The sequence below is a fragment of the Comamonas sp. GB3 AK4-5 genome (genome assembly GCF_041320665.1).
Lineage (GTDB): Bacteria > Pseudomonadota > Gammaproteobacteria > Burkholderiales > Burkholderiaceae_C > Comamonas.
The window spans coordinates 170,327-196,408 of the sequence record NZ_CP166730.1; the positions used below are offsets into that span (position 1 = coordinate 170,327).

The following is a 26,082-nucleotide window of genomic DNA, read 5'->3' on the forward strand; positions in this document are numbered from 1 at the left end:
AGGGCATATGGATTTTTCCAAATTCTTCATAGACCGGCCGATTTTTGCGGTCGTGCTGTCCATCATCTTGTTCGCCGTGGGTCTGGTCGCAATTCCGCAGCTGCCCGTGGGTGAGTACCCCGAGGTTGTGCCCCCCAGCGTGGTGGTGCGCGCCACCTATCCCGGCGCCAACCCCAAGGATGTAGCCGAGTCGGTGGCCGTCCCCCTGGAAGAGGCCATCAACGGCGTGGAAGGGTTGATGTATATGAAATCCGTGGCCGCAGCCGATGGCAGCTTGCAGGTGGTGGCCACCTTCCGCCCCGGTGTGGATCCGGACACCGCCGCCGTGCGCGTGCAAAACCGCGTGAGCCAGGCGCAAAGCCGGCTACCAGAGGAGGTGCGCCAGTACGGTGTGACCACGCAAAAGCAGTCTTCCACCCCGCTGATGTTTGTGGGCCTGACCTCCAAGGACGGCAATCACGACGCCCTGTACCTGCGCAACTACGTGACGCTTAACGTCAAGGACCAGCTGGCCCGCATTCCCGGCATCGGCGATGTGGGCGTGTACGGCGCGGGCGACTATGCCATGCGCGTCTGGCTGGACCCGCACAAGGTGGCGGCGCGCCAACTCTCGGCTTCCGAAGTGATTGCCGCCATTCGCGAGCAGAACATCCAGGTCTCGGCTGGCCAGTTGGGGGCCGAACCCAATCCCCAGGGGGCGGACAAGCTGCAGTCCATTCATGTGCGTGGGCGCCTGAAGACGCCCGAGGAGTTTGGCGACATCGTGCTCAAAAGCGGTGCCGATGGCCAGGTGGTGCGTCTGGCCGATGTGGCCCGTGTGGAGCTGGGCGCCAGCGACTACACGCTGCGTTCCTGGAGCGACGACAAAAACATGGTGGCCCTGGGCATTTACCTCTCGCCCGGCGCCAATGCCCTGGAGGTGGCCGATCAGGTCTATGCCAGCATGGACAGGCTGTCGGCCAAGCTGCCCGAGGGGGTGACTTTTGAGTCGGTCTGGGACCCCACGGTGTTTGTGCGCGACTCCATCAAGGCCGTGCAGACCACGTTGATCGAGGCCGTGATCCTGGTGGTGCTGGTGGTCATCGTCTTCCTGCAGACCTGGCGCGCCTCCATCATTCCGCTGCTGGCCGTGCCGGTGTCCATCATCGGCACCTTTGCCGGCCTGTATCTGCTGGGCTACTCCATCAACACGCTGACCTTGTTCGGCCTGGTGCTGGCCATAGGCATTGTGGTGGACGACGCCATCGTGGTGGTGGAAAACGTGGAGCGCTTCATCGAGGCCGGCCACACACCGCGTGAGGCCGCTCACCTGGCCATGCGCGAGGTGTCGGGCCCCATCATCGCCATCGGCCTGGTGCTGTGCGCGGTCTTTGTGCCCATGGCGTTTTTGAGCGGCGTGACGGGGCAGTTCTACAAGCAGTTTGCGGTGACGATTGCGATCTCCACCGTGATCTCCACCATCAACTCATTGACGCTGTCGCCGGCCCTGGCCGCCAAGCTGCTGCAGCCCCATGGTGCCCCCCGCGATGCGCTTGCGCGTGGCCTGGACAAGGCCTTTGGCTGGCTCTTCCGCCCCTTCAACCGCTTCTTTGACCGCAGTGCCCAGGGCTACCAGGCCACGGTAGGCCGTTCGCTGCGCCGGCGCGGCCTGGTCTTTCTGGTTTATGCAGGCCTGCTGGCCGGCACGGCGCTGCTGTTCCAGGCCGTGCCCGGCGGTTTTATCCCGCTGCAGGACAAGCTTTATCTCTTCGGCGGCGCCAAGCTGCCCGAGGGTGCCTCGCTGGCCCGCACCGACGCGGTCACGCGCCAGATGGTGGAAGCCGCCAAGAGCGTGGAAGGCGTGGACAAGATCGCGGCGTTTGCAGGCTTCAATGCCCTGCAGGCCACGACCACGTCCAACCTCACCAGCGCCTACATCATGCTCAAGCCCTTTGGCGAGCGCACGCGCAGCGCCGAGGACATCAACGCCGAGCTGGGTGCCAAGTTCGCGCAGATCGAGGGCGGCTTTGCCTATGCGCTGATGCCACCACCCATACAAGGCCTGGGCAATGGTTCGGGCTATTCGCTGTTTCTGCAGGACAAGGCCGGCCTGGGCTATGCGGCCCTGCAGCAGGCGCTTTCGGCCTTTCAGGCCGAAGTGGCCAAGACGCCGGGCATGACCTACCCGGTCAGCAGCTACCAATCCAATATCCCGCAGCTGGAAGTCAAGGTGGACCGCACCAAGGCCAAGGCCCAGGGCGTGGCATTGACCGATCTGTTCCAGACCTTGCAGGCCTATCTGGGTTCGGTCTATGTGAACGACTTCAACGCCTTCGGCCGCGTCTGGCGCGTGATGCTGCAGGCCGATGCCGACTACCGCCAGACCGTGGAAGACATTGCCCAGCTGCGCACGCGCAACGCCAACGGCGAGATGGTGGCCATTGGTTCCATGATCACCGTGGAGCCCAGCTTCGGCCCCGATCCCGTGCTGCGCTACAACGGCTTTGCGGCGGCCGACCTGATCGGTGACTCCGACCCGCATGTGCTGTCCTCGGCCGAGGTGCTGACCAAGCTGGAAGAGATTGCCGAGCGCACGCTGCCGCGCGGCATCGAGTTGGCCTGGACCGATCTGAGCTACCAGCAGGTGGAGCAGAGCAATGCCGCTGCCGTGGTCTTTGTGATCGCCGTGATGCTGGTGTTCCTGGTGCTGGCCGCGCTGTACGAGAGCTGGACTTTGCCGCTGGCGGTGATTCTCATCGTGCCGGTGTGTATCTGCGCGGCGCTGTTCGGCGTCTGGCTGGCCGGGGGGGACAACAACGTCTTTGTGCAAGTGGGCCTGGTGGTGCTGATGGGCCTGGCCTGCAAGAACGCGATCTTGATCGTGGAGTTTGCGCGCGAGCTGGAGATGCAGGGCACGGACATGGTCACTGCCGCCCTGCATGCCTGCCGCCTGCGCCTGCGCCCCATCGTGATGACCTCCATCGCCTTTATCGCGGGTGCTGTGCCGCTGCTGATTGGCAGCGGCGCCGGCAGCGAGGTGCGTGCCGCCACGGGCGTGACCGTGTTCTCCGGCATGTTGGGCGTGACATTGTTCGGCCTGTTCCTCACGCCGGTGTTTTATGTGGCGTTGCGCAAGCTGTCGGGCCGTTCACTCGTGGTCCACAAGGCTGCGGTGCCCGCTGTTGTTTCGGAGGCCAAGCATGACTGAGATACGTCGACTTCTTTCCCGCCACGCCGTGAGCATGGCCTGCGCCACCCTGATCGCGGGCTGCGCCGTGGGCCCGGATTTCAAGGCGCCAGCATTGCCGGAGACCGGCGCGCATTTTGTGCGCGATGCGGCGCAGGCAGAGCCTCGCCATGCTGTTGCAGACCAGGCCTTCTGGCGCCAGTTCAACGATGCCGAGCTCACGCGGCTGGTGGAGCGTGCCTTGCAGGCCAACCAGGATCTGCGCCAGGCCATGGCCCGGCTGGATGGTGCCCAGGCCTTGCTGCGCCAGGCACGCTTTGACCAGATCCCCACGCTCACGGCCTCGGCCCAGGGCCAACAGCAAAAGCGCAGCGAAAGCCAGGCAGCAGGTGGAGCGCGCAGCCAGCGCAGCTATGGTGCCAACCTGCAGGCCAGCTGGGAGATCGATGTCTTCGGCCGCGTACGCCGCAATATCGAGGCCCATGGCGCCGATCTGCAAGCCGAAACGGCAGACCTGGCGGCCCTGCAGCTGGCGATTGCCGCCCAGGTCACGGCCAGCTATGCAGACCTGCGCGGCTGGCAGCAAAGGCTGGCGGTGGCGCATGCCAACGCAGACAGCCAGGAGCAGACGGTGCAACTGGTCCAGCTGCGGCTGGCACTGGGCCGTGACACCCAGTTCGATCTGGCGCGAGCCCAGGCACAGCGGGATGCCACGCGCTCGCGCATTCCCGCGCTGCAGGCCCAGATCGCCGTGGCCCAGCACCGGCTGGCCGTGCTCACGGGCCAGCAGCCCGGCGCCCTGGTGGAACGCCTGGATGCCGCAAGCCCTTTGCCCACATTGCCGGAGGCCATGGCCCCCGGCACGCCGGCCGATCTGCTGCGCCGCCGCCCCGATGTGGCTGCGGCAGAGGCCAGGCTGCATGCGGCCACGGCACGCATCGGCGTGGCCACGGCCGATCTGTTTCCGCGCCTGTCTCTGGGCGGGCTGCTGGGCAGCGCGGCCCTGGGCAGTGGCAGCCTGTTTGAAGGCACCAACGCCACAAACAGCGTGTTCTTGGGCGTGGACTGGTCGTTTCTGGACGTGGGCCGGGTGCGGGCGCGCATCGCGGCCAGCGAGGCCGGAGGCCAGGCCGCGTTGGCCGGCTACCAACAGACTGTGCTGCTGGCGCTGGAAGACACGGAAAACGCCCTGGTGCGTCTGCAGCGCACGCGGGATGAAGACCAGCACCTGGCCCAGGCCGCTGCACAGCGCCTGGTCGCCGAGCAACTGGCCCAGCGCCGCTACCGGGCCGGCGCCATAGGCTTGTATGAAGTGCTGGACGCCCAGCGCGACCTGTATGCCGCACAGGACGCGGCTTTGGAGAGCCGCACGCGTGGTCTGCACGCAGCCGTGAGCCTTTACCAGGCCCTGGCCGGAGGCTGGAAGCCAGCAGAAAAATCGTGAACAGGGTCTGACTTCCAGACCGGTTCCCCCCAAGGCGGCATAGGCCGCCTTTTTTATGTGTCCACCCCGGTGTAAACCACGATTTGCTCAAAATTTTCCTATCCGATAATTTTCCCATCGGAAAAATGTGAGAGAAAAATGGAGCAAGCAATCTTCGATTTCGCCGTGGTCGGCGCGGGTATGGCTGGGGCCTCGGTGGCCTATCGCCTGGCGCAGGCGGGTGCTTCGGTGTTGGTGCTGGAGCGCGAGAGCCAACCCGGCTACCACGCCACGGGCCGCTCGGCCGCCATGTTCATGGAGAGCTATGGCACGCAGCAGATTCGGGCGCTCACAAGGGCCAGCCGCGCCTTCTACAGCCAGCCGCCGCTAGGATTTTGCGAGCATGCCTTGCTGCAGCCACGCAGTGTGCTGTATGTGGGCGCAGAGGGGCAGGAGGCGCTGCTGTCGGACGCCCTGTCCATGTACCTGCGCGAGGGCCTGCGGGCCGAGCACCTGGACGCACAGGCCGCTTGCGCGCTGGCACCCTGCCTGGAGGAGAAACAGCTCATAGGCGCGGTGCACGATATCGATGCCATGGACATCGACGTGGCCGAGCTGCACCAGGGCTTTTTGCGCGGCATGACACAGGCCGGAGCCCAGCTGCGCTGCAACGCGGTGCTCCGCGAGGCCGAGTGCAGCGATGAAGGCCTGTGGGCCTTGACCTTGGGGAATGGTGAAGTCGTGCGGGCCCGCTCCGTGGTGAATGCCGCAGGCGCCTGGGCCGATGAGGTGGCCCAGGTGTGCGGAGCCCAGGCCCTGGGCATACAGCCCCGGCGCCGCTCCGCCTTCACCTTTGCCGCGCCCGAAGGTGTGGCCGTGCAGGACTGGCCCGCTGTCATCGGTGTGGACGAGAGCTTTTACTTCAAGCCCGATGCGGGCCAGTTGCTGGGCTCGCCCGCCAATGCCGACCCTGTGGAGCCGCACGACGTGGTGGCCGAGGAGCTGGATGTGGCCACCGGCATTTACCGCATCGAGTCCATGACCAGTCTGCGCATACACAGGCCGCGCCATGTCTGGGCGGGGCTGCGCAGCTTTGCCCCGGACGATGACTTTGTCATGGGCTGGGATGCGCAATGCCAGGGCTTTTTCTGGCTGGCGGGCCAGGGCGGCTATGGCATTCAGACGGCGGCCGGCGCCTCCGAGGCCGCCTGCGCCCTGCTGCTGGGCCAGGCGTTGCCTGAGGCCCTGCTGGCCCAGGGCGTGGATGCCGCCCAGCTCAGCCCGGCGCGCTTTGCCAGCCCGGCCAGTGCGCAGGGCTGAGAGCGTAAACACGCTCTGAACCACTTTCACACACCCTAAAAATCAAAGGAGACAGAGATGCATGCGTTCAAGGAGATATGCAAGATCGCCGGGGCTTTTGTCGGCGTCATCGTGGGCGCGGGCTTTGCCTCGGGCCAGGAAATTCTGCAGTTCTTTGCCAGCTTCGGCAGCCAGGGCCTGTGGGGTTGCGTCGTGGCAGGGCTGGCGTTTGTGTTTCTGTCCATGGCGTTTTCCACCATGGGCCAGCGCCTGCGGGCCGAGTCGCACAAGGAAGTGGTGCAGGCCTTGCTGGGCAAGCATGTGGGCTGGGTGTTCGATGTGCTGATCACCTTCTTTTTGTTTGCCATCACCGTGGTCATGTTGGCGGGGGCGGGCTCGCTGCTGCACCAGTGGCTGGGTATTTCCGAGGTCTGGGGCAGCGTGCTGGCCACCGTGGCCACGGCGCTGATCGTCTGCCTGGATGTCGGCCGTGTCATCGCCTTCATTGGCGCGGTCACACCGCTGCTGATGTTCATGACCGTGGTCGTGGCCGGCTATGTGCTGGGCACACCCCATGCCGATGTGGCCACGCTGCAGGCCGCTGCGACCGAGCAGCCCAAGGGTGCGAGCCACTGGCTGGTGGCGGCCCTGCTCTATGTCTCCTACAACGTGGTGGCGGGTATGCCTTTTCTGGTCATCATGGGCGGCCAGGCCAGCTCGCGCCGCGTGGCCCTGTGGGGCGGGGTGCTGGGGGGCTTGCTGCTGGGCCTGCTGATGCTGCTGATTGCCGCCGCCATGTACTGGCGCATGGACACACTGGGCGGCCTGTCCATGCCCATGCTGTCGCTGGCCACGCAGATCTCGCCCTGGTTGGGTCACCTGATGTCCCTGGTCATCTTCGGCATGATCCTCAACACGGCCGTGGGCATGCTCTACGCCTTCATGGCCCGCATCGTGCCGGTGGCCACGCCCAAGTTCCGCTGGGGCACAGCCCTGGCCTCGGTGCTGGCCCTGGGCGGCAGCTTTGTGGGCTTCATCGCCCTGGTGGGCATGGTCTACCCCATCTACGGCTATATCGGCTTTGCGCTCATGGCCTGCGCCTTGCTGGGCTGGCTGCGCATGGACCGTAGCCAGGTGGTGCCCGGGCGGGCCTGATCGCGGGGGCGAGGCAGGGGCCGAAAGCCTGGCGGGAGGGCCGGGGCGCTGGGGCATCAACAGGCCCTAGAATCTGCGCATCACAAGCCCCACCACGCCCCGCATGCCAGGCCCTGGTTCTCGTCCATCGCCCAACCAAATTCTTGCCTCCGTCCTGCCCGGTGCGGCAGGTGCGGCCCCTGTTTCTGCACCCGTGGGCAAGCAGGAGGTGGGCGCCAAGCTGCGCAAGGAACGCAAGCAGCGCGGCATGACCTTGCAGCAGCTGGCCGAGCGCAGCGGGCTGGCCGTCTCCACCATCTCCAAGGCCGAGCGCGGAGCGATGGCGCTGAGCTACGAAAAAATGCTCAAACTGGGCGCGGCCCTGGACATCGACATGACGCGGCTGTTCATGGGGGCCGATGCCGTGGTGCCACCCAAGGGCAGCCGGCCCACGGTGGTCAAGGACTGCTTTGACGATGTGCAGCGCTACGAGACCGATCAGTATGTGTACAGCGTGCTGTGCGGTGCCTACCCGGACAAGAAAATGCAGCCGCTGATGGCGGTGATCAATGCCCGTGAGGCGGCCGATTTCTCCGAAACCATACGCCACCCGGGCCAGGAGTTCGTCATCGTGCTCTCGGGGCGGGTGCGCATTCTGTTTGAGAACGGGGAAGTGCTGGAGCTGGGCCGCCATGAGGCCGCCTACTTCGACAGCGGCATAGGCCATGTGTATGTCAGCCTGAGCAAGCAGCCGGCCCAGGTGGTGAGTGTGTGCTGTTGAGACCCCCTGAGTCGCCTGCGGCGCCTTCCCCCTGAAAGGGGGATACAAGGGGACGGCAGCCTCGCTGCGGGGCGACCCTTGCGCGGTGTCTCTGGCTTGGGGGTGCCCGTGTGGCCTTGCTGGGAGGGTAAGGTCGTTGCAGCAAGCCGTGGCTGGGCAGGGTCTGTGCGGAGTTCCTACAATCTCGGGCCATGAGCCTGCCCACCTATACCCGCGCCCAAGAACTGCCTGCCACCCTGGCCCAACGCCTCGTCATTTTGGACGGCGCCATGGGCACCATGATCCAGCGTTTCAAGCTGGGCGAGGCCCAGTACCGGGGTGAGGGCTATAGCGGGCCGGACGGCGTGGGCCAGCGCTTTGCCGACTTCCCGCGCGATGTGAAGGGCAACAACGAGCTGCTGTCCATCACCCGCCCGGATGTGATCCGCGACATCCACGAAAAATACCTGGCCGCCGGCGCCGACCTGATCGAGACCAACACCTTTGGCGCCACCACCGTGGCCCAGGATGACTATCACATGGCTGATCTGGCGCGTGAGATGAATCTGCAAAGCGCCCGCCTGGCCCGTGCGGCCTGCGATAAATACAGTGTCAACGGCCGCATCTGCTATGTGGCCGGCGCCCTGGGCCCCACGCCCAAGACGGCCTCCATCAGCCCTGATGTGAACGACCCCGGCGCGCGCAATGTGACTTTCGAGCAGCTGCGCCGGGCGTACTTTGAGCAGACCGTGGCCTTGATCGAAGGCGGGGCCGATGTGATTTTGGTGGAGACCATCTTCGACACCCTCAACGCCAAGGCCGCGCTGTTTGCCGTGGACGAGGCCTTCGAGGCCACGGGCGAGCGCCTGCCCATCATGATCAGCGGCACCGTCACCGACGCCTCGGGCCGCATCTTGAGTGGCCAGACCGTGACCGCCTTCTGGCACAGCGTGCGCCACAGCAAGCCCCTGTCCGTGGGCCTGAACTGCGCCCTGGGCGCCTCGCTGATGCGCCCCTATATCCAGGAGCTGGCCAAGGCCGCGCCGGACACCTTCATCAGCTGCTACCCCAATGCCGGCCTGCCCAACCCCATGAGCGATACCGGCTTTGACGAGACGCCGGAGGTCACCAGCCGCCTGGTGCACGAGTTCGCGGCCGAGGGCCTGGTCAACATCGTGGGCGGCTGCTGCGGCACCACGCCCGACCATATCGGAGCCATTGCCAGCGCGGTGCAGGCCACGGCGACGCGCAAGTTGTTCTACCCAGAAAACGCGTAACACCCCCCTGAGGCGCTGCGCGCCTTCCCCTGGAATAGGGAGACAGGGGGACGCTGCCGGCGCTTACCAACCGTACAAGGCGGCCCTTGCGCTGTGCCCTGGTGTGGGCGGGGCAGGGCAGTGTGGATAGTGGGCAACACAAAATGCCGCAGAGATAGGTACAGGGTTTTTTGTAGATAAAAAGCGCTGAAGCACATAGCCATAGGGATTGTGTAGCTCCTTTTTGCAGAGCAGATTCCCATCTGCCGAAGATGGCGCCTGCTGCCCGGCCCGCCACTTTCCCCTACAGTCGCACCGTGACCTCTAGCTTGCCCCCTTCCATGCCCAGTACCGCAGCGCCGGTAGCGTCTCCCGTGCCTGGGGCGGGCACGGCGAGTCCGGTGGCGGGCGTGACGCAGACGGTCCCGACGCCGGCCGTATTCAGCGTGCCCGGCGTGTCTGGGGTGGCCGCTGCTGCCCAGGTGGCGCCGATTCTGGCGGCTGCCCAGGCGGCGCTGGCCAGCCAGGTCAATCTCTCGCCCCAGGCGCAGCAGGCCATCAAGGCCGAGGCCTTTGCCCAATTGGTGGCCCAGCTGGTGCAGCAAATCCAGGGCAGCAATGTGCAGCAGCCAGCCAACTGGCCGGCCGGGGGCGTGACGCCCCAGTGGCAGGCCCTGCTGCAGGCCCTGGTGCAACAGGCATCGGCCGGCCAGCCCCTGCCCCAGCAACTGGTCAGTGCCCAGTCCTGGCCATCGACCCTGGTGCAGACCGTGCTGCAGAACCTGGGCGCCGGGGCCCCGCCGGCCCCATCACCACAGGTGCCGGCCCAGCCTCCGCCTTCGTTGACGGCGCAGCTGCCCGCTGCAGCGGGCAACGCGGTGCCGCCAGGCAGCGGGCCAGCCGGCATGCTGCGCCCGGCTCTGCCGCCGTTGCAGAACTGGCTGGTGCAGCAAGGCGTGTTGCAGGGGCCAGATGGTGACCGGGCCTTCACGCTGACGCTGCGCGTGCCCGTGGCCTGGGCCCAGGCGCAAAGCGTGCTGGGCCAGGCGCTGGGTGCGCAGCCTGCAGCCAGCCCGGCCTTGCTGGGCGGTGGCAGCGGCCCATTGGGAGCAGGCAGCGCATTGGGGGCGTTGCTGCTGCCCTATGGCAGCAGCGTCCAGCCCTTGGCCAACACCAGCTTTGGTTTGGTATTGCAGCCCCAGGGCCTGCCTGCTGCCCAGGCGCAGGCCATGCGCACCAGTGCCGTGCTGCAGCTGGAGTTTCAGCCGCTGCCCAATGCGGCGGCCAGTGCGGCCCAGCAATCGGTGGCTGCCGCCCTGCTGCCCGCCGGCATGCTGCCGCAAGAGGCCTACCAGGCCTTGCTGGCGCGCGGCGGCGATCCCTGGCTGCACATGGCCCAGCAACAAGCCAGCGGCCAGTTGCCACGCGAGCGCCAGCACCATGGTGAGGGCCAGCAATGCGACCGCGCCGGCTGCCAGTATCAGGGCCGGGCCGAATGTGCCCAGCCGTTTTGCGCCGAGATGAACAGCATCTGGGCGGCGGATAGGGCGGGGAGACGGTGACACCCCCCTGAGGCACTACGTGCCTTCCCCCCGCTCTCGCGTCGCTGCGCTCGCGGGCAGGGGGACGACAGCCTCGCTGCGAGGCGGCTCTTGCTCGCTGTCTCTGGTTGGGGGCGGTGCGAGCGCTGTGCCGGGGGCAGCGCTTTTTGGTAGGTCCGAACGAGGCGCTATGAGCGCTTAAAAACTTCCTGTGAACTGGTAGCGCGAGGCGGGGTGCCACAGCGCCGATACCGAGGCAACCTGGCCTTGCGAGTGGGTGCGTCGGCGCAGCACCAGGCAGGGTTCCTGGGCTTCCATGCGCAGCAGCTCGGCCATTTCTGCGCTGGGCATGCCGGCCTCGATGGAGAACTCCACCCCTTGCAACGGCGCCACGCGCATCAGGTAGGCGTTGGGGGTCTGGCTGGCAAAGTCCTGCGACAGGTAGTCGGGCGCCACGGCGGGGTTGACGTAGCGATCTTCCAGCTGGATGGGTAGATCGTTTTCGTAGTGCACGACCACCGAATGGAACAAGGTGTGCGGCAGCTCCAGCTTGAATTCGTGCATCAGCGCGGGCTCGGCCTTGCAGCGTTCCAGCCGCTGCAGCTCACCGCGGTGCAGATGGCCGCGTGCCGCGATCTCGTCCGCAATATTGCGCAGCTGCACCAGGGTGGACTGGTATTTGTGCTGGGCCACAAACGTGCCCGATCCCTGGACCCGCGTCAGTGTCTGGTCGTCGCTGAGTTCGCGCAGCGCGCGGTTCACCGTCATGCGTGCCACGCCGAACTGCTTGGCCAGCGCGGCCTCGCTGGGGATGGCCTGGCCCTGTTGCCACTGCCCGCTTTGAATTTGCTGCAGCACATAGTCCTTGATGCGCTGGAATGCAGGGGCTGCGGCAGAGGGCGATGGGTCAGGTTGAGAAGGCGGACGCATAGGGTTTGTCAGGAGCAGAAAGTGGTCGCAGGAGATTGACGTTGCCCGCAAGTGAATCACAGAATTGGTATAGACAACTTATGAATTTTCAATTGTTTGTTGTATGTATCAGTTTGGTCCGGGCAGGCACGCCGCTTTCGTCGCCTGACAAGCCAAACCGCTTTGCCACCTTTCTCTGATGGACACCACCATGAACGCCAATGACGCCATCCTCCACACCGATCCCCGTTACGACGCCAGCCGCGTGATCCGTGCCCCCCGTGGCAATACCCTGCATTGCAAAAACTGGCTGGCCGAAGCCGCCTACCGCATGCTGCAAAACAATCTGGACCCCGATGTGGCCGAGAACCCCAAGGCCCTGGTGGTCTACGGGGGCATAGGCCGTGCGGCGCGCAACTGGGCCTGCTTTGACGAGATCCTGGCCCAGCTGAAAAAGCTGGAGGCCGACGAGTCGCTGCTGATCCAGTCCGGCAAGCCCGTGGGTGTGTTCAAAACCCATGCCGATGCACCGCGCGTGCTGCTGGCCAACTCCAATCTGGTGCCCAAATGGGCCACCTGGGAGAAGTTCAACGAGCTGGACCAGAAGGGCCTGTTCATGTACGGCCAGATGACGGCGGGCAGCTGGATTTACATCGGCAGCCAGGGCATTGTGCAAGGCACGTTCGAGACCTTTGTCGAGGCCGGTCGCCAGCACTACAACAACGACCTCACAGGCAAATGGATTCTCACCGCCGGCCTGGGCGGCATGGGCGGTGCCCAGCCCCTGGCCGCCACGCTGGCCGGTGCCTGCTCGCTGAACATCGAGTGCAAGCAATCCAGCATCGACTTCCGCCTGCGCACCCGCTATGTGGACAAGCAGGCCAAGGATATTGATGACGCGCTGGCGCTGATCAAGCACCACACAGGCCGGGGCGAGGCGGTCTCCATCGCCCTGCTGGGCAATGCCGCCGAGGTGCTGCCCGAGCTGGTCAAGCGCGCCAAGGCGGAGGGCCCCCGCCCCGACATCGTGACCGACCAGACCTCGGCCCACGACCTGGTCAACGGCTACCTGCCCGTGGGCTGGACCGTGGTGCAATGGGAGGCTGCAGCGGCCGATCCTGCCCAGCACGCCAGGCTCACCAAAGCCGCAGCCCAAAGCTGTGCCCAGCATGTGCAAGCCATGCTGGACTTCCAGGCCATGGGCATTCCCACGGTGGATTACGGCAACAACATCCGCCAGGTGGCCCTGGATGAAGGCGTGAAAAACGCCTTCGACTTCCCTGGCTTTGTGCCGGCCTATATCCGCCCGCTGTTCTGTGAAGGCAAGGGCCCGTTCCGTTGGGTGGCCCTGTCCGGCGACCCCGAAGATATTTACAAGACCGACGCCAAGATCAAGGAATTGTTCCCCGAGAATAAGCACACACATCGCTGGCTGGAAATGGCCCGTGAGCGTATCGCTTTTCAGGGACTGCCTTCACGCATCTGCTGGTTGGGCCTGGGCGAGCGCCACAAGGCGGCCCTGGCCTTTAACGAGATGGTGAAAAACGGCGAGCTCAAAGCACCCATCGTCATCGGTCGCGACCACCTGGACTGCGGCTCCGTGGCCAGCCCCAACCGTGAAACCGAAGCCATGAAAGACGGCACCGATGCCGTCTCCGACTGGCCGCTCTTGAACGCCCTGCTCAACACCGCAGGTGGCGCCACCTGGGTCAGCCTGCACCACGGCGGTGGTGTGGGCATGGGCTACTCCCAGCACTCGGGCGTGGTCATCGTCGCCGATGGCACGGAGGAAGCCGCGAGGCGCCTGGGCCGCGTGCTGTGGAACGACCCGGCGACCGGTGTGATGCGCCATGCCGATGCGGGTTATGACATTGCCGTGGAAGCCTCCAAGCGCCATGGTTTGAACCTGCCGATGGTGGGGGAGTGAGATGCACCCCCTGAGCCGCTTCGCGTCGTCCCCCTCTCTGGCGCTGCGCGCCGGAGGGGGACGGCACCAGCGCGGCGGGGCGGCCCTTGCGCGGTGCCCTGGCATGGGCCGCGCTGGTTTTTGCGTCTGTTGGCTTGGATTGCGTCGGTGTGACGCGTTGGGTTCTCTCTGTCTTACTCCCTCGCCCCTTTGGGGAGAGGGTGGGGGTGAGGGGCCTGTCAAGCACAGCGCCATAGATGGCGGACATATCCGTTGCTGAGCGGCCCCTGCCGCAGCGAATTTCTTCATACCGCGCCGCATTGGCGGCGCCCAAGGAACCAAGATGAACAATCTGCACATTCACCCCGGACAGCTGAGCCTGGCCGATCTGCGCCACTGCTATGCCCAGCCTGTGAAGCTCACGCTGGACGCCAGTGCCGGCGCAGGTATCGATGCCTCCGTGGCCTGCGTGGAAGCCATCATTGCCGAGGGCCGCACGGCCTATGGCATCAACACCGGTTTTGGTCTGCTGGCCTCGACCAAGATTGCCCCCGAAGACCTGGCCAAGCTGCAGCGCTCGCTGGTGCTGTCCCACGCTGCCGGTGTGGGCGAGCCTTTGGATGACGCCATGGTGCGTTTGATCATGGTGCTCAAGATCAACAGCCTGGCGCGCGGCATTTCCGGTATTCGCCGCGTCGTTATCGACCATTTGATCGCCCTGGTGAATGCCGGGGTCTATCCGCATATTCCGCTCAAGGGTTCGGTGGGCGCATCGGGTGATCTGGCGCCGCTGGCCCATATGTCGCTGGTGTTGCTGGGCGAAAGCCAGGCCCGCTATCGCGGTGAATGGCTGCCCGCCAAGGAAGCGCTGGCCAAGGCCGGGCTCCAGCCTTTGACGCTGGCCGCCAAGGAGGGCCTGGCCCTGCTCAATGGCACCCAGGTGTCCACGGCCTATGCGCTGCGCGGTCTGTTCGAAGCTGAAGACCTGCTGGCCGCCGGCCTGGTGTGCGGCAGCCTCAGTGTGGAAGCGCTGCTGGGCTCGCGTCTGCCTTTTGATGCGCGCATTCATGCGGCGCGCGGGCAGAAGGGCCAGATCGATGCGGCAGCGGCTTACCGTGACCTGCTGACGGCACACAGCGAAGTGGGCCAATCGCATGAGCGCTGCGAAAAAGTGCAAGACCCCTATTCCCTGCGCTGCCAGCCCCAGGTCATGGGCGCATGTTTGACCCAGCTGCGCCAGGCCGCCGAGGTGCTGGCGGTGGAGTCCAACGCCGTGTCCGACAACCCGCTGGTGTTTGCCGAGCAGGGCGATGTGGTCTCTGGCGGCAATTTCCACGCCGAGCCGGTGGCCATGGCCGCCGACAACCTGGCGCTGGCGCTGGCCGAAATCGGCGCGCTGTCGGAGCGCCGCATCTCGCTGATGATGGACAAGCATATGTCGCAGCTGCCCCCGTTTCTGGTGGACAACGGCGGGGTCAACTCCGGCTTCATGATTGCCCAGGTCACGGCAGCGGCCCTGGCCTGCGACAACATCTCCCTGGCTCATCCCGCCAGCGTGACCAGCCTGCCCACATCGGCCAACCAGGAAGACCATGTCTCCATGGCACCCAACGCCGGCAAGCGCCTGTGGGCCATGGCCGAGAACGTGCGCGGCATTCTGGCCATCGAGTGGCTGGGGGCCTGCCAGGGACTGGACTTCCGCAAGGGCCTGAAGACCTCGCCCAAGCTGGAAACCGCCCGCAGCCTGCTGCGCGCCAGCGTCCCCTACTACCAGGAGGACCGCTTTTTTGCCCCGGACATCGAAGTCGCCAGCAGCCTGCTTGCCAGTGGTCAGCTGAACGCCTTGGTTCCCGCCGGGCTGCTCCCCAGCCATTGAGACCCAGCGTGTGACGACAGGCTCGGCGTCCAGGCATGCCCTGGGCCCGGGCCATGCAGCCGCGAAAAAAACCAACACAAGGAGACAACGTGGGAAACGCCTTGCATAGAAAACTGGGAGCCAGACACATCAACTTTCTGGCATTGGGCTCGGCCATCGGCACGGGGCTGTTCTATGGCGCTGCGGAGGCCATCAAGCAAGCCGGGCCATCGGTCATCCTGGCCTACATGATTGGTGGTGCGGCCATCTATATGGTGATGCGGGCCCTGGGGGAAATGGTGGTGCACGAGCCGGTCTCCAGCTCCTTTGGCCACTATGCGGCCGAGTACCTCAGCCCATTGGCCGGCTTTCTGACCGGATGGACCTATGTGCTGGAAATGGTCATCGTGGCCCTGGCCGATATCACGGCCTTTGGCATCTATATGAGCTTCTGGTTTCCGGACACGCCGCAGTGGATCTGGGTGCTGGGCGTGGTGGTCATCATCTGCGGCCTGAACCTGTGCCATGTGCGTATTTTTGGCGAGATGGAGTTCTGGCTGACGCTGGTGAAAGTCACGGCCATTGTGGCCATGATCGTGGGCGGGGTGGCCATCTTGTTCGCCGGCATCAAGCTCAACGGCAACAGCGCGCCCAGCCTGGGCAACCTGGTCAACCATGGCGGTTTTTTTGCCAATGGCATACAGGGTTTCATTGCCTCGTTCGCGGTGGTGATGTTTGCCTACGGCGGCATTGAGATCATCGGCCTCACGGGGAGCGAGGCGCAGCAGCCGGAAAAAGCCATACCCAAGGCCATCAGCGTGATTCCTGCGCGCATTTTGCTGTTCTATGTGATGACCATCACCGTCATTCTCAGCATCATGCCGTGGACGGAAATCGGCACGCAGGGCAGCCCCTTTGTGCAGATCTTCCAGGGTCTGGGCATCCACTCCGCCGCCACGATTCTCAACATCGTCGTCATCACCGCTGCGGTGTCCGCCATCAACAGCGACATCTTTGGCGCCGGCCGCATGTTGTTTGGCCTGGCCGCGCGCGGCCATGCGCCGCGGGCGTTGACCAAGGTGTCGCGCTTTGGTGTGCCCTGGGTCACGGTGCTGTGCATGAGCCTGGTGCTGTTGGGCGGGGTGCTGCTGAACTACCTGATCCCCGAGCAAATCTTTTTGCTCATTGCCTCGCTGGCCACCTTTGCCACGGTCTGGGTCTGGCTGATGATTTTGCTGTCGCAAATTTCCATGCGCCGGCGCCTGTCGGCCCAGGATGTGGCCGCGCTCAAGTACAAGGTGCCGTTCTGGCCGCTGGGTCCGGCCCTGGCCGTGCTCTTCATGGTCTTTGTGATGGGTGTGCTGGGCTATGTGGAAGCCACGCGCATCTCGCTGTACGTGGGCATTGTGTGGATGGTGTCGCTGTCGGTGCTGTGGATCTGGGTGGTGCAGCCACGGTTGATGGCGCGCAAGGCCGCCGTATCGGAAGCGCCGCGACACCACGGCCCGTCTGCCGATCTGCTTCAGCAGGAGGCTTTGTGATGCCGCTGGAAGCGCAAACCATGCACGGCTTTGATTGGCAGCAGATCGTGCCCACGCGCTGGAAAAACGGAGGCGGCAGCACGCGTGAGATTGCCTGCGGGCCCCGGGGCGCGGGCCTGGACGACTTTGGCTGGCGCATCAGCGTGGCCGAGATTGCAAAGGCAGGCCCGTTCTCCGTCTTCCCCGGCATAGACCGGCACATCATGCTGCTGGAGGGCGATGGCGTGCAGCTGCACAGCAGTGCAGCAGGCATAGACCATGCGCTTGCGCAGCGCTGGCAGCCTTTTGCCTTTGCCGGCGATGTGGCGCTTTCCTGCAGCCTGTTGGGTGGACCTTCCACCGACTTCAATGTCATGACCCGGCGCGGCCTGTGGAGCGCCCAGGTCCAGGTGGTGCAACAAGCCCAGTTGCTGGGTGTCAGCCCGGCCGGCCTGGTCATGGTGTTGCAAGGGCAATGGCGGCGCGCCAGTGCGGCGCCGCCCTTGCTGCCCGGCCAGGGTTGCTGGTGGTCGGCGTCAGATGCCGGCAGCGGATTGCTGGTGCCGCAATCTGGTGATGCCCGTTTGGTGCATGTGGCACTCCACCCGGCCCAGCCTTGAGTCCAGGCGCTTCTCACGCTTTACCTGATTGCAATGCATGCTATGAATTTTGAATCTGACCCACACGCTAGCGCCGACGGCCGCTGGCAGCCCGTGCGCCTGGCCCCTGGCTTGTTTCAGGCCGATCAGGTCGTGGCCGAGCAGGAGCCGGCTTGCATCGTGGTGCAGCAAGGCCGGGTGGTATGGGTGGGGCCGCAGGCCGCCGTGCCTGCCGCCTATGCCTCGCTGCCCGTGCACGATGGACAGCAAATGCTGGTCACCCCCGGCCTGGTGGACTGCCACACCCATTTGGTTTATGGCGGCGAGCGCGCCAACGAATTCGCCATGCGCCTGGCGGGTGCCAGCTATGAAGACATAGCGCGCGCCGGCGGCGGCATTGTCTCCAGCGTGCAGCACACCCGCGAGGCCACGGAAGACGCGCTGTTCGCCGCTGCCCTGCCGCGTTTGCAGCAGTTGCTGGACGAGGGCGTGACGGCCATTGAAATCAAATCCGGCTATGGCCTGAGTTTGGCGCACGAGCGCAAGCAGCTGCGCGTGGCGCGGCGCCTGGGCCAGGCCTGCGGCGTGACCGTGCGCACCACGTTTTTGGGTGCCCATGCGCTGCCGCCCGAATACGCGGGCCGCAGCCAGGATTACATAGACCTGGTGTGCCAGCAGATGCTGCCCGCCCTGGCCGCCGAAGGCCTGGTGGATGCGGTGGATGTGTTTTGCGAGCGCATTGCGTTTTCCCTGGCCGAGACCGAGCAGGTGTTCCAGGCCGCCAAGGCCCTGGGCCTGCCGGTCAAGCTGCATGCCGAGCAGCTCTCCAACATGGAAGGCGCGGCCCTGGCTGCGCGCTACGGCGCCTTGTCTTGCGACCATATCGAACATCTCTCGGCCCAAGGCATTGCGGCCATGTGCCAGGCCGGCACCGTGGCCGTGCTGCTGCCCGGCGCCTTCTACACGCTGCGTGACACGCAAGTGCCGCCGATTGCGGCCCTGCGTGCGGCCGGCGTGCCCATGGCCGTATCCACCGACCACAACCCCGGCACCTCGCCGGCCTTGAGCCTGCTGCTGATGGCGAATATGGCTTGCACGTTGTTCAGACTCACCGTGCCCGAGGCCCTGGCCGGCATCACCACCCATGCAGCCCAGGCCCTGGGCTTGCAGGACGAGCAAGGTCTGCTGGCCGCAGGCCGCCCCGCCAACTTTGTGCTGTGGCCGGTGCAGCATGCGGCCGAACTGGCCTACTGGCTGGGTGCCAAGCCGGACTGCACCATCGTGCGCCAGGGGCGTATTGCCCGCCGTGCAGCAGCGCGGGCCTGATGTTTTGTCTTCTTCTCACCATGTGTTTATGAGCCATATCCCCGCTACCCGCCATGCCCTGTTTGCCACCGATGCCTTGCTGCCCACGGGCTGGGCGCGCCATGTGCTGCTGCGCTGGAATGCCCGCGGCCAGCTGGTGGAGGTGCAGGCCGATCAGGCCGCACCGGCCGGTGTGGCACAGGCTGCAGGGCCTGTGATTCCGGGCATGCCCAATCTGCACTCCCATGCCTTTCAGCGCGCCTTTGCCGGTTTGACAGAGTTCCGCGGCCAGGCCCAGGACAGCTTCTGGAGCTGGCGCAACCTCATGTATGACTTTGCCAACCGCATCACGCCCGAAGCGCTGGAAGCCATTGCCACCTGGTTGTATCTGGAGATGCTGGAGGCGGGCTATACCGCGGTCTGCGAGTTCCACTATGTGCACCACGACACAGGCGGCCAGCCCTATGCCGATGACGCCGCGCTGTCGCTGGCCCTGCTGCGTGCGGCACAGCGCACCGGCATGGGCATGACGCTGCTGCCCGTGCTCTACCAGAGCAGCGGTTTTGGTGGCCAGCCGCCGCGCGCCGACCAGGCGCGCTTTATTCGCAGCACCGACAACATGCTGCGTTTATTGCAGCGCCTGTTGCCCGCTGCACAAGCGCAAAACGCGGTTTTGGGCCTGGCCCCGCATTCGCTGCGTGCCGTGCCGGCCGACAGCCTGCACCAGGCCGTGGCCGGCCTGCATGCACTCTCGCCCCAGGCGCCGGTGCACATCCACATTGCCGAGCAGCTGCAGGAGGTGGATGACTGCATGGCATGGAGCGGCCAGCGCCCCGTGCAATGGCTGATGGAGCACGCGCCGGTGGACACACGCTGGTGCCTGGTCCACGCCACCCATATGACGCCCACCGAATACATGGCGGCGGCCCGCAGCGGCGCGGTGGCCGGCATCTGCCCCAGCACCGAGGCCAATCTGGGAGACGGCATTTTCGACATGCCGCGCTGGCTGCAGCATGGTGGGCGCTGGGGTGTGGGCTCGGACAGCCATGCCACGGTAAACGCGGCCGAAGAGCTGCTGCTGCTGGAATACAGCCAGCGCCTGGCGCTGCGCCAGCGCAATGTGCTGGGCAGCAATGCCCAGCCCCAGGTGGCTACGGCCATGACGCTGCAGGCCGTGGCCGGTGGCGCCCAGGCCGCAGCACGCCCCATTGCCGGCCTGGCTGTGGGCCAGCAGGCGGACTTTGTGGTGCTGGACCACAGCCATGTGGCACTGGCCGGCCTGGATGCCCACAGCGCCCATGCCAGCCATGTGTTTGCCAGCCACCGCAGCTCGGCCGTGGACCAGGTCTGGGTGGGTGGCCAGCAGCGGGTGCAGCAGGGGCGCCATGCTTTGCGCGCCACGGCACAACAGGCTTTTGTCCAGGCGCGAATGCGTTTGTTGACAACACCTTGATCTGCCCCTGGCCCTGTGGCCGGGCCGGTTTCTTCGCTATGCGTGACCGGCATGCCGGGCCATTCCGTATGGCGCGCGGCGCCCATGTTTTTACAATGCACGTCGTGGGCCGCTTCGCGCGGCCCGCAGGCGCCTTTTGTTCGGGATGGCCGCAGACCTTGCGGCCCCTGTGATTCCTGAACCCTCTATTCCAGGCGCCGTCCTCGTCCCGTCCACTGTCTGCACGGCGGGTTTTTCTCTCAGCTGCCTACGGCAGCGCCTGCTGGCGCGGTTTCCTGCGGAAACGGCGTCACGCGATTTTTCAGACCAGGAGCTCCCCAGGATGCACCCATCCCTCCGCCTGCCTTTGGGCATCACCGTTATTTTCTCCGCCATTGCCTTGCCCGCTGCGGCCCAGTCCCAGGTCACCGTCAGCGGCTATCTGGACGCCGGCATGTACCGCGACTACGACAAGACCAACCGCCTGGGCACCATCCAGCGCAGCAACCTGGCCTTTGCCGGTGTGGAAGAGTTGGGCGGCGGCCTCAAGGCCACGTTCCGCCTGAGCACCCGTTTCGAAATGGGTACGGGCGCCCCCGAGGGCCAGGGCTCCAAGCCCTTCTGGCATGACGAATCCACCGTGGGTCTGCAAAGCGGCTGGGGTCATGTGCGTGTGGGCCGCGCGCTGAGCGCCATGTGGAGCCAGGAATGGAAGTACGACGCCTTCTCCAACGTCAACCGCATTGCCTCCACGGCCTGGCATATGGCCCATACCTTCTCGCCCACGGACCGTGCCAGCAACAACGGTGACCCCGAATACGGCCGCATGGCCAACGGCATTTTTTATGACTCGCCTAACTGGGGCGGTGTCACCGTGCACCTGAGCGCCTCGCCCGAACGCACCCAGGCCCCGGGCCGCGATGGCCGCGCCACCTCGGCCGCGGTGAACTACGACCAGGGCCCCGTGGCCGGCATGCTGGGCTATGAGCGCAACGGCAGCGGCGACAAGGACTGGTTTGCCGGCGGCAAATACCGCTTTGGCGCCGCCGCCGTACTGCTCAGCTACAACCGCAGCACGGCAGGCGACTCGAGCGACAAGTCGCGCATGGTTTCGGTGGGCGGCACCTATGACATCGGCGCCACCACGCTGCGCGCCAGCTACGGCCAGCAGCGCGTGCACCTGGACGCAAGCAGCGGCGATGTGACCAACAAAATGGCCTCGCTGGGTGCCGAGTACAAGCTCTCCAAGCGCACCATGCTCTACACCAGTCTGGGCCACCAGCGCTTTGCCGGCCAGAGCTCACACACCGCTTTCGGTGCGGGCATGGCGCACGCGTTTTAAACCGCGCATGCGGCAGGTCGCCTTCAGCGCGCCTCGCCAAGGTCCATGGCCGTCCACAAAGCCGGCCATTGCTGTGCCCAGCAGCAGTGGTGATCGAACGCCGGCAACACCACCACTGTGGGCCGCTGAGCTGCTGCAAAGCGCTGTGCAAAATCTTGGGCCAGTGCGGGCGGCAGCACCGCATCGCGGCCGCCCGTGTAATGCCACTGGCGTATGCCAGCCAGCGGGGCGATTTGTTCGACCGGATTCAGCGATGCACGCAGAGGCGCCAGCCCCTTGCGTTGCACCCAGCCATGGGGGTCGAGGTTGCCTGCCACGCTGACCAACTGATCGACATCCTGGCGTCGGGCCGCGACCAGGGCCGCCACAGCGGCCCCGCCGGAGTAGCTGACCAAGGTGATGTGCTGGGCCGCATAGGCTGATTTGAGTGCATCGACGGCCTGGTCGGTGGCTGTGATCACCGCCTCCGAAAAACGGGCGTTCGTCCAATACATGGATGGGCATCCCGTATGTTCGGCATCAACATACTGGCAGGGCCGCGCCAAATAGACCGCATGGCCTTGAGGCTGCAACAGGGCCAGCCGCAACGCCACGGGGTCGCGCGGCGTAGGGTCGGCAGAGGGTATGGCAGGCGTCACCCAGGCAAAGCCATCGCCTTCAATATAAATCGTCAGGCGCTGCTGTTGGGCGAGGGAGGCCGGTCGCCACAGCGCCAGGTGAAAGGCGCCGGCGCGCAGTTGCTCATGCTGCCAGCCCTGCTGCCCGGCCAAAGCATCCGCCGCCTGCCAGCGCTCGGAAGGCGAGGGAATAGAGGTGCAGCCGCTGCACAGCGCCAGCAACAGCGCGCAACCCAACAGTCTCATAAATGGATCTGCCCGGTGAGGATGGAAAAACCACCGGGGGCTGCCCCCGGTGGCCGTCAGACCTTGCCCGGTCTCAGAACGCCCAACGCGCCTTGGCCGACAGCGTGTGGTTGGAGTAGCCGGAGCTGCGTCCCTCTGCGTCATAACGCAGGCTGTATTCCACACCCTTGCGGTCGTTCTTGACCAGACCCAGACCAAGTCGGAAGACCCAAGGTGACACCTCCAGACCCAGGGCTTCAAACGCTGCGCCCCCCCCCGTGAAGGTCGACACCGTCTTGGCCTGCTTGTTGATGAAATCGTAGCCCACGCCGCCATTGCCCACCAGCTTCAGGCTGTCGCTCAGCTGGTGGGAAAACTTCACATCCGCCGACAACAGAAACTCCCGGTAGGTGCTGTCCTGCACCTGCAGGTTGAGCACTCCGGCCCCGCTTTCCGCGTAACCAGGGGTGCGCATGTGCATGTAGTCAGCCCGCAGCGAAGGGGTGACGCTGGTCTTCTCGCTCAGGTCCAAGGTGTGGCCGACGCCCAAGCTGCCATGCCAGGACAGGCTGTTGAAGTCGGCCGAGGCCGTCGTGCCCATGAATGCAATGTCCCGGCGGCTTTGTGCCTGGTTCTGCCCCACATCGATCTGGGCATTGAGGTCGGTCTTGGGCCCCAGGTGGTAGCTGGCGTAGCCGACCAGCTCGTAGCTGTCCACGTCCACACGGTTGCGGGCCGCGCTGGCACTGCTCTTGATCTGGCTTTTGGCATAGGTGAATGCGCCACCCAGCAAGAGCTTGTCATTCACCGGTGCATCGGCGCCGACGATAAAGCCTGCGGTGTTGGAGCGAAAACCGGAGGCGCCATTGCGGTCGTTCTGGTTGCCATGGTTGCCCAGGGCGCGCACCCAGAGGTGGCGCTCGGCCACAGCGTCTCCGGAGGACAGGCCCAGATTGGATTCGATGCGCGACTGGATCACCTTGTTCATGCTGCGCAAGACATTGCCGCCGGCCTGCGACAGGGCGCCTTGCATGGTGGGCAGGGTCTGGCTCACGGCCTGCGATACCTGCTGGCTGGTGCTGAACTGTCCCAGCGCAGTTCGCACCTCGGCCCAGGCCGGAGCATTGCCCTGCACCACCTGGTCCAGCACCACGGCGGCGCCCAGGCCGGGGGTGTTGTGTTGCTCCTCCACGCTGCTCCGTACCGAAGCATTCTGTGCCGCGATGATCTTCAGGCCGAAATCGTTGGGGTCGTAGACCCCCTCGAAACTGAAGAGCAGGGAATTCGTCTTCACCTGTGCAAAGCTGCCGGTGACGCCTGCATCTGCATGGATGACGCCGTTCAACACAGCGCCCGCAGTGAGCTGGGGAATGCCGAGCACATTGACGCTGACATCGCCTCCCAGCGTTGCTGTGCCAGACACATTGACCTTGCCATAGCTGGTCATGCCGGCCACGGCGGGGCTGAAAACGCCGGTGGTGGTGAAGTTGCCGGTGATGGCGGCTGTGCTGTCGGCGCCCACCTTGAGCGTGCCGGCATTGGTGAAGCTGGGCGTGGTGAAGTGGTTGCCATCGCGCAGGGTGTAGCTGGCGTCCGAGGCGACCGTCACCGGCGTGTTGGGCGCATACACGGCACCCAGGAACTTGGCGCTGTCGTTGCCTTCGATATAGATGTGGCTGAGTGTCGCAGGGGACTCCGCCGTTCCTCCCACAAAGACGGCATAGTCACGGCCACCGATCACGCCGCTGTTGTGCAGATTGCCCACGCTGCTGTTGCTGCCGTCAATGTTGATGCCGTAGCGAAAGCCTTGGATGGTGCCGGTGTTGACGATATCGCCCAGTTGTGAGGCCTTGAAGGTGTTGCCCACCCGAATGCCCGACTCATCGCCCCAGCCTGCGTCTTCGGTCTGGATGGTGCCCGTGTTGCGTATCGAGACATTGCCGCTGACGCCGGACAGCCCGCCCATGGAAACGCCCAGCAACTCAAGACCATGGCCACGGGCCTGGATCGTGCCGCTGTTGTCGATACCTCCAGCGACCGTGCTGCCCTCGATCAGCATGCCACGCCCGCCTCGCGGGTTGGCGTTTGCGATGGTTCCGCGGTTGATGATGTCGCCATCGATGGTGGTCAACGGGCTCCAGATATACAGCCCGGAGCTGGCGGCGCCACCGCCCAGGCCGCCACGGATCACGCCTTCATTGAGAATGCCACCGTGAATGACGCTGTCGTTGTAGATGCTGATGGCATCGTTGCCTTCCATGAGCCCGGTGTTGACGATGCCGCCGTTGACCGTGGAGTGTTCCAGGAGCAGGGCGCTGGCCAGAAAGGCCTTGGTGCTGGTGGCCCGGATCGTTCCGTGGTTGACGATGCCGTTGTCCACCTGGGCATTGACGATCTTCAGGGCCGCACTGTTGGTTCCCGGTGATTGGATCAGGCCGCCCGCATGGTTGAGGATGCCTCCGGTGATATGGGCGCCCGGATTGGGGTAGGGGTAGGTCATGCCATTGCCTGCCGTGCCGCCGTTGATCTCGATGGCCGCGGTGGAATCGCCCTTGAGTGTGCCGTGGTTGACGATGGCAGACGCCGTGGTGCCTGAGCCCTTGACTGCGACGGCGGGGACGTAGAGGCCGCTGGCCGAGACCGAGGCACTGGCGTCCACGGTGATGCCAGAGCCATTGCTGAGCGTGCAGCTACCGGTTTGGGCGCCAGATACCTGGACCGTACTGCCGTCGCTGGCACCACAAGCAGCCTGTGCAGGGGCCGTGCCCAGCACCAGGGCCACCGCAGTGAGCGCACCCGCCACGGTGCTGGCCGGTCCGCCTCCCGTGGCGGCTTTTTCATGGGCCACGACATAGCACTGGCGCGCGTGGCTCCAGACGGTGCTGTGAATTTTGTTCATGCTTCTCCCCCTCTGCTGGCGTAACGATTTGGCCGGGGAGAATATCGATGGCTTACGTTTTGAAACTGAGCAAATCTGAGCGCGAAATCTCCTCTGCGATGGTGGTCTGCATGGCTTGTGCCAATCTCCGACGGTCTTGATGGGGTGGGCAGTTGAGGGTGTGCGAGGCCGGGGCAGGCCATCGCATCTCAAAGGGGGATCAGGCCCGGATCGTGACGGACGCAAAAAAGCAGTAGCCTGCATTGCGTGCCGTATTGAGTGGCAGGGCCATGCCTGTGGCCACTTCGACCTTGCGGCGCAAACGCCGTATCTGGGTATCCAACCTGCGTTGGTCATAGGCGAAAAAGTCCTCGCCCAGTGCCGTGACGATGTCCCGCCTGCTGACCAGCCCCCCCTGGCGGGCCATGACCGCATGCAGCACCAGATAGTCCTGCTGGGACAGCGGAATAGGGGGGTGGCCGGGCGGTGTCAGGTGTCGAGGGGCTTGCTCCAACAACCAGACCGGCTTGGTAGGGAAGCTGCTTTCCAGCCGGCGGGACAGGGCTGCCAGCGTGGCATCGATCTCATCCAGATCGGCCGTCTTGGGCAGATAGTGATCGGCGCCCTCCACCAGGCCCATCACTCGGTCTGGCACGGCGCTGCGCGCGGTGAGCACCACGATGCCCAGAGGGTTGCCGCTGGCGCGCAGCTCACGGACCAGGTCCATGCCATCGCCATCGGGCAAGCCCAAGTCTATGACGGCAATCCGGTGGTGGGCCGGGGCATAGCATGCCCTGAAGGTTTGCAGGTTGGCGACGGCGTCGACAATCCAGCCGGTCTGGCCCAGAAAATCGGCCAGTTCGTGGCGCAGGATGTCTTCGTCTTCAAGCAGGATGAGGGGGGCTGCCATAAGGG

General features: G+C 65.2%; 18 protein-coding genes. 14 read left to right on the forward strand and 4 right to left on the reverse strand.

Annotation, left to right across the window (positions count from 1 at the left end):
- The first annotated feature begins 7 nt into the window (after positions 1-7).
- From ACA027_RS00710 to ACA027_RS00740, 7 genes are all read left to right on the forward strand, one after another.
- Complete coding sequence (locus ACA027_RS00710; RefSeq protein WP_370680500.1) at positions 8-3,187, forward strand: efflux RND transporter permease subunit; 3,180 nt, start codon at positions 8-10, stop codon at positions 3,185-3,187.
- The gene (locus tag ACA027_RS00715) at positions 3,180-4,610 is read left to right on the forward strand and encodes an efflux transporter outer membrane subunit (protein WP_370680501.1); all 1,431 of its coding nucleotides are present in this window, start codon (positions 3,180-3,182) and stop codon (positions 4,608-4,610) included. The genes ACA027_RS00710 and ACA027_RS00715 overlap by 8 nt, the downstream gene beginning before the upstream one ends.
- Before the next feature lie 138 nt (positions 4,611-4,748).
- Entirely contained in the window at positions 4,749-5,909 is a 1,161-nt protein-coding gene (locus tag ACA027_RS00720) for an NAD(P)/FAD-dependent oxidoreductase (protein WP_370680502.1), read from the forward strand.
- 57 nt (positions 5,910-5,966) lie between these two features.
- Positions 5,967-7,043: a hypothetical protein gene (locus ACA027_RS00725; protein ID WP_370680503.1), complete on the forward strand. Its 1,077-nt coding sequence runs from the start codon at positions 5,967-5,969 to the stop codon at positions 7,041-7,043.
- A gap of 103 nt (positions 7,044-7,146) precedes the next feature.
- On the forward strand, positions 7,147-7,803 hold the full coding sequence (locus ACA027_RS00730) for a helix-turn-helix domain-containing protein (RefSeq protein WP_370680504.1): 657 nt from the start codon (positions 7,147-7,149) through the stop codon (positions 7,801-7,803).
- Between the two features lie 191 nt (positions 7,804-7,994).
- Positions 7,995-9,059 carry a homocysteine S-methyltransferase family protein gene (locus ACA027_RS00735; protein ID WP_370680505.1) on the forward strand — a complete coding sequence of 355 codons (1,065 nt, stop codon included), beginning with the start codon at positions 7,995-7,997 and terminating at the stop codon, positions 9,057-9,059.
- Between the two features lie 296 nt (positions 9,060-9,355).
- Entirely contained in the window at positions 9,356-10,600 is a 1,245-nt protein-coding gene (locus ACA027_RS00740) for a Fe-S oxidoreductase (protein ID WP_370680506.1), read from the forward strand.
- 177 nt (positions 10,601-10,777) lie between these two features.
- On the opposite strand, the gene hutC is transcribed toward ACA027_RS00740, so the two are convergent.
- Positions 10,778-11,509, reverse strand: a complete 732-nt coding sequence (gene hutC, locus ACA027_RS00745; protein ID WP_370680507.1) for a histidine utilization repressor — start codon at positions 11,507-11,509, stop codon at positions 10,778-10,780.
- A gap of 190 nt (positions 11,510-11,699) precedes the next feature.
- Here hutC and hutU point away from each other — a divergent pair, with 190 nt between their 5' ends.
- The 7 genes from hutU to ACA027_RS00780 all read left to right on the forward strand — a co-directional run bounded on the left by hutU (position 11,700) and on the right by ACA027_RS00780 (position 21,447).
- Positions 11,700-13,415, forward strand: a complete 1,716-nt coding sequence (gene hutU / locus ACA027_RS00750) for a urocanate hydratase (protein WP_370680508.1) — start codon at positions 11,700-11,702, stop codon at positions 13,413-13,415.
- A 322-nt stretch (positions 13,416-13,737) separates the two neighbouring features.
- On the forward strand, positions 13,738-15,270 hold the full coding sequence (gene hutH, locus ACA027_RS00755) for a histidine ammonia-lyase (RefSeq protein ID WP_370680509.1): 1,533 nt from the start codon (positions 13,738-13,740) through the stop codon (positions 15,268-15,270).
- A gap of 89 nt (positions 15,271-15,359) precedes the next feature.
- On the forward strand, positions 15,360-16,790 hold the full coding sequence (locus ACA027_RS00760; protein WP_370680510.1) for an amino acid permease: 1,431 nt from the start codon (positions 15,360-15,362) through the stop codon (positions 16,788-16,790).
- 20 nt (positions 16,791-16,810) lie between these two features.
- On the forward strand, positions 16,811-17,389 hold the full coding sequence (locus ACA027_RS00765; protein ID WP_370682666.1) for a HutD family protein: 579 nt from the start codon (positions 16,811-16,813) through the stop codon (positions 17,387-17,389).
- Between the two features lie 42 nt (positions 17,390-17,431).
- Complete coding sequence (gene hutI / locus ACA027_RS00770; RefSeq protein ID WP_370680511.1) at positions 17,432-18,694, forward strand: imidazolonepropionase; 1,263 nt, start codon at positions 17,432-17,434, stop codon at positions 18,692-18,694.
- Between the two features lie 28 nt (positions 18,695-18,722).
- A complete protein-coding gene (locus ACA027_RS00775; protein WP_370680512.1) occupies positions 18,723-20,126 on the forward strand; it encodes a formimidoylglutamate deiminase in 1,404 nt (467 codons plus the stop codon).
- Between the two features lie 322 nt (positions 20,127-20,448).
- Entirely contained in the window at positions 20,449-21,447 is a 999-nt protein-coding gene (locus ACA027_RS00780; RefSeq protein ID WP_370680513.1) for a porin, read from the forward strand.
- 23 nt (positions 21,448-21,470) lie between these two features.
- Here the strand turns inward: ACA027_RS00780 and ACA027_RS00785 are convergent, their stop codons facing one another.
- From ACA027_RS00785 to ACA027_RS00795, 3 genes are all read right to left on the reverse strand, one after another.
- Positions 21,471-22,310: an alpha/beta hydrolase gene (locus tag ACA027_RS00785; protein ID WP_370680514.1), complete on the reverse strand. Its 840-nt coding sequence runs from the start codon at positions 22,308-22,310 to the stop codon at positions 21,471-21,473.
- Between the two features lie 73 nt (positions 22,311-22,383).
- Entirely contained in the window at positions 22,384-25,188 is a 2,805-nt protein-coding gene (locus ACA027_RS00790; protein WP_370680516.1) for an autotransporter domain-containing protein, read from the reverse strand.
- Between the two features lie 199 nt (positions 25,189-25,387).
- Positions 25,388-26,077: a response regulator transcription factor gene (locus ACA027_RS00795; RefSeq protein ID WP_370680517.1), complete on the reverse strand. Its 690-nt coding sequence runs from the start codon at positions 26,075-26,077 to the stop codon at positions 25,388-25,390.
- Between the last annotated feature and the right edge of the window lie 5 nt (positions 26,078-26,082).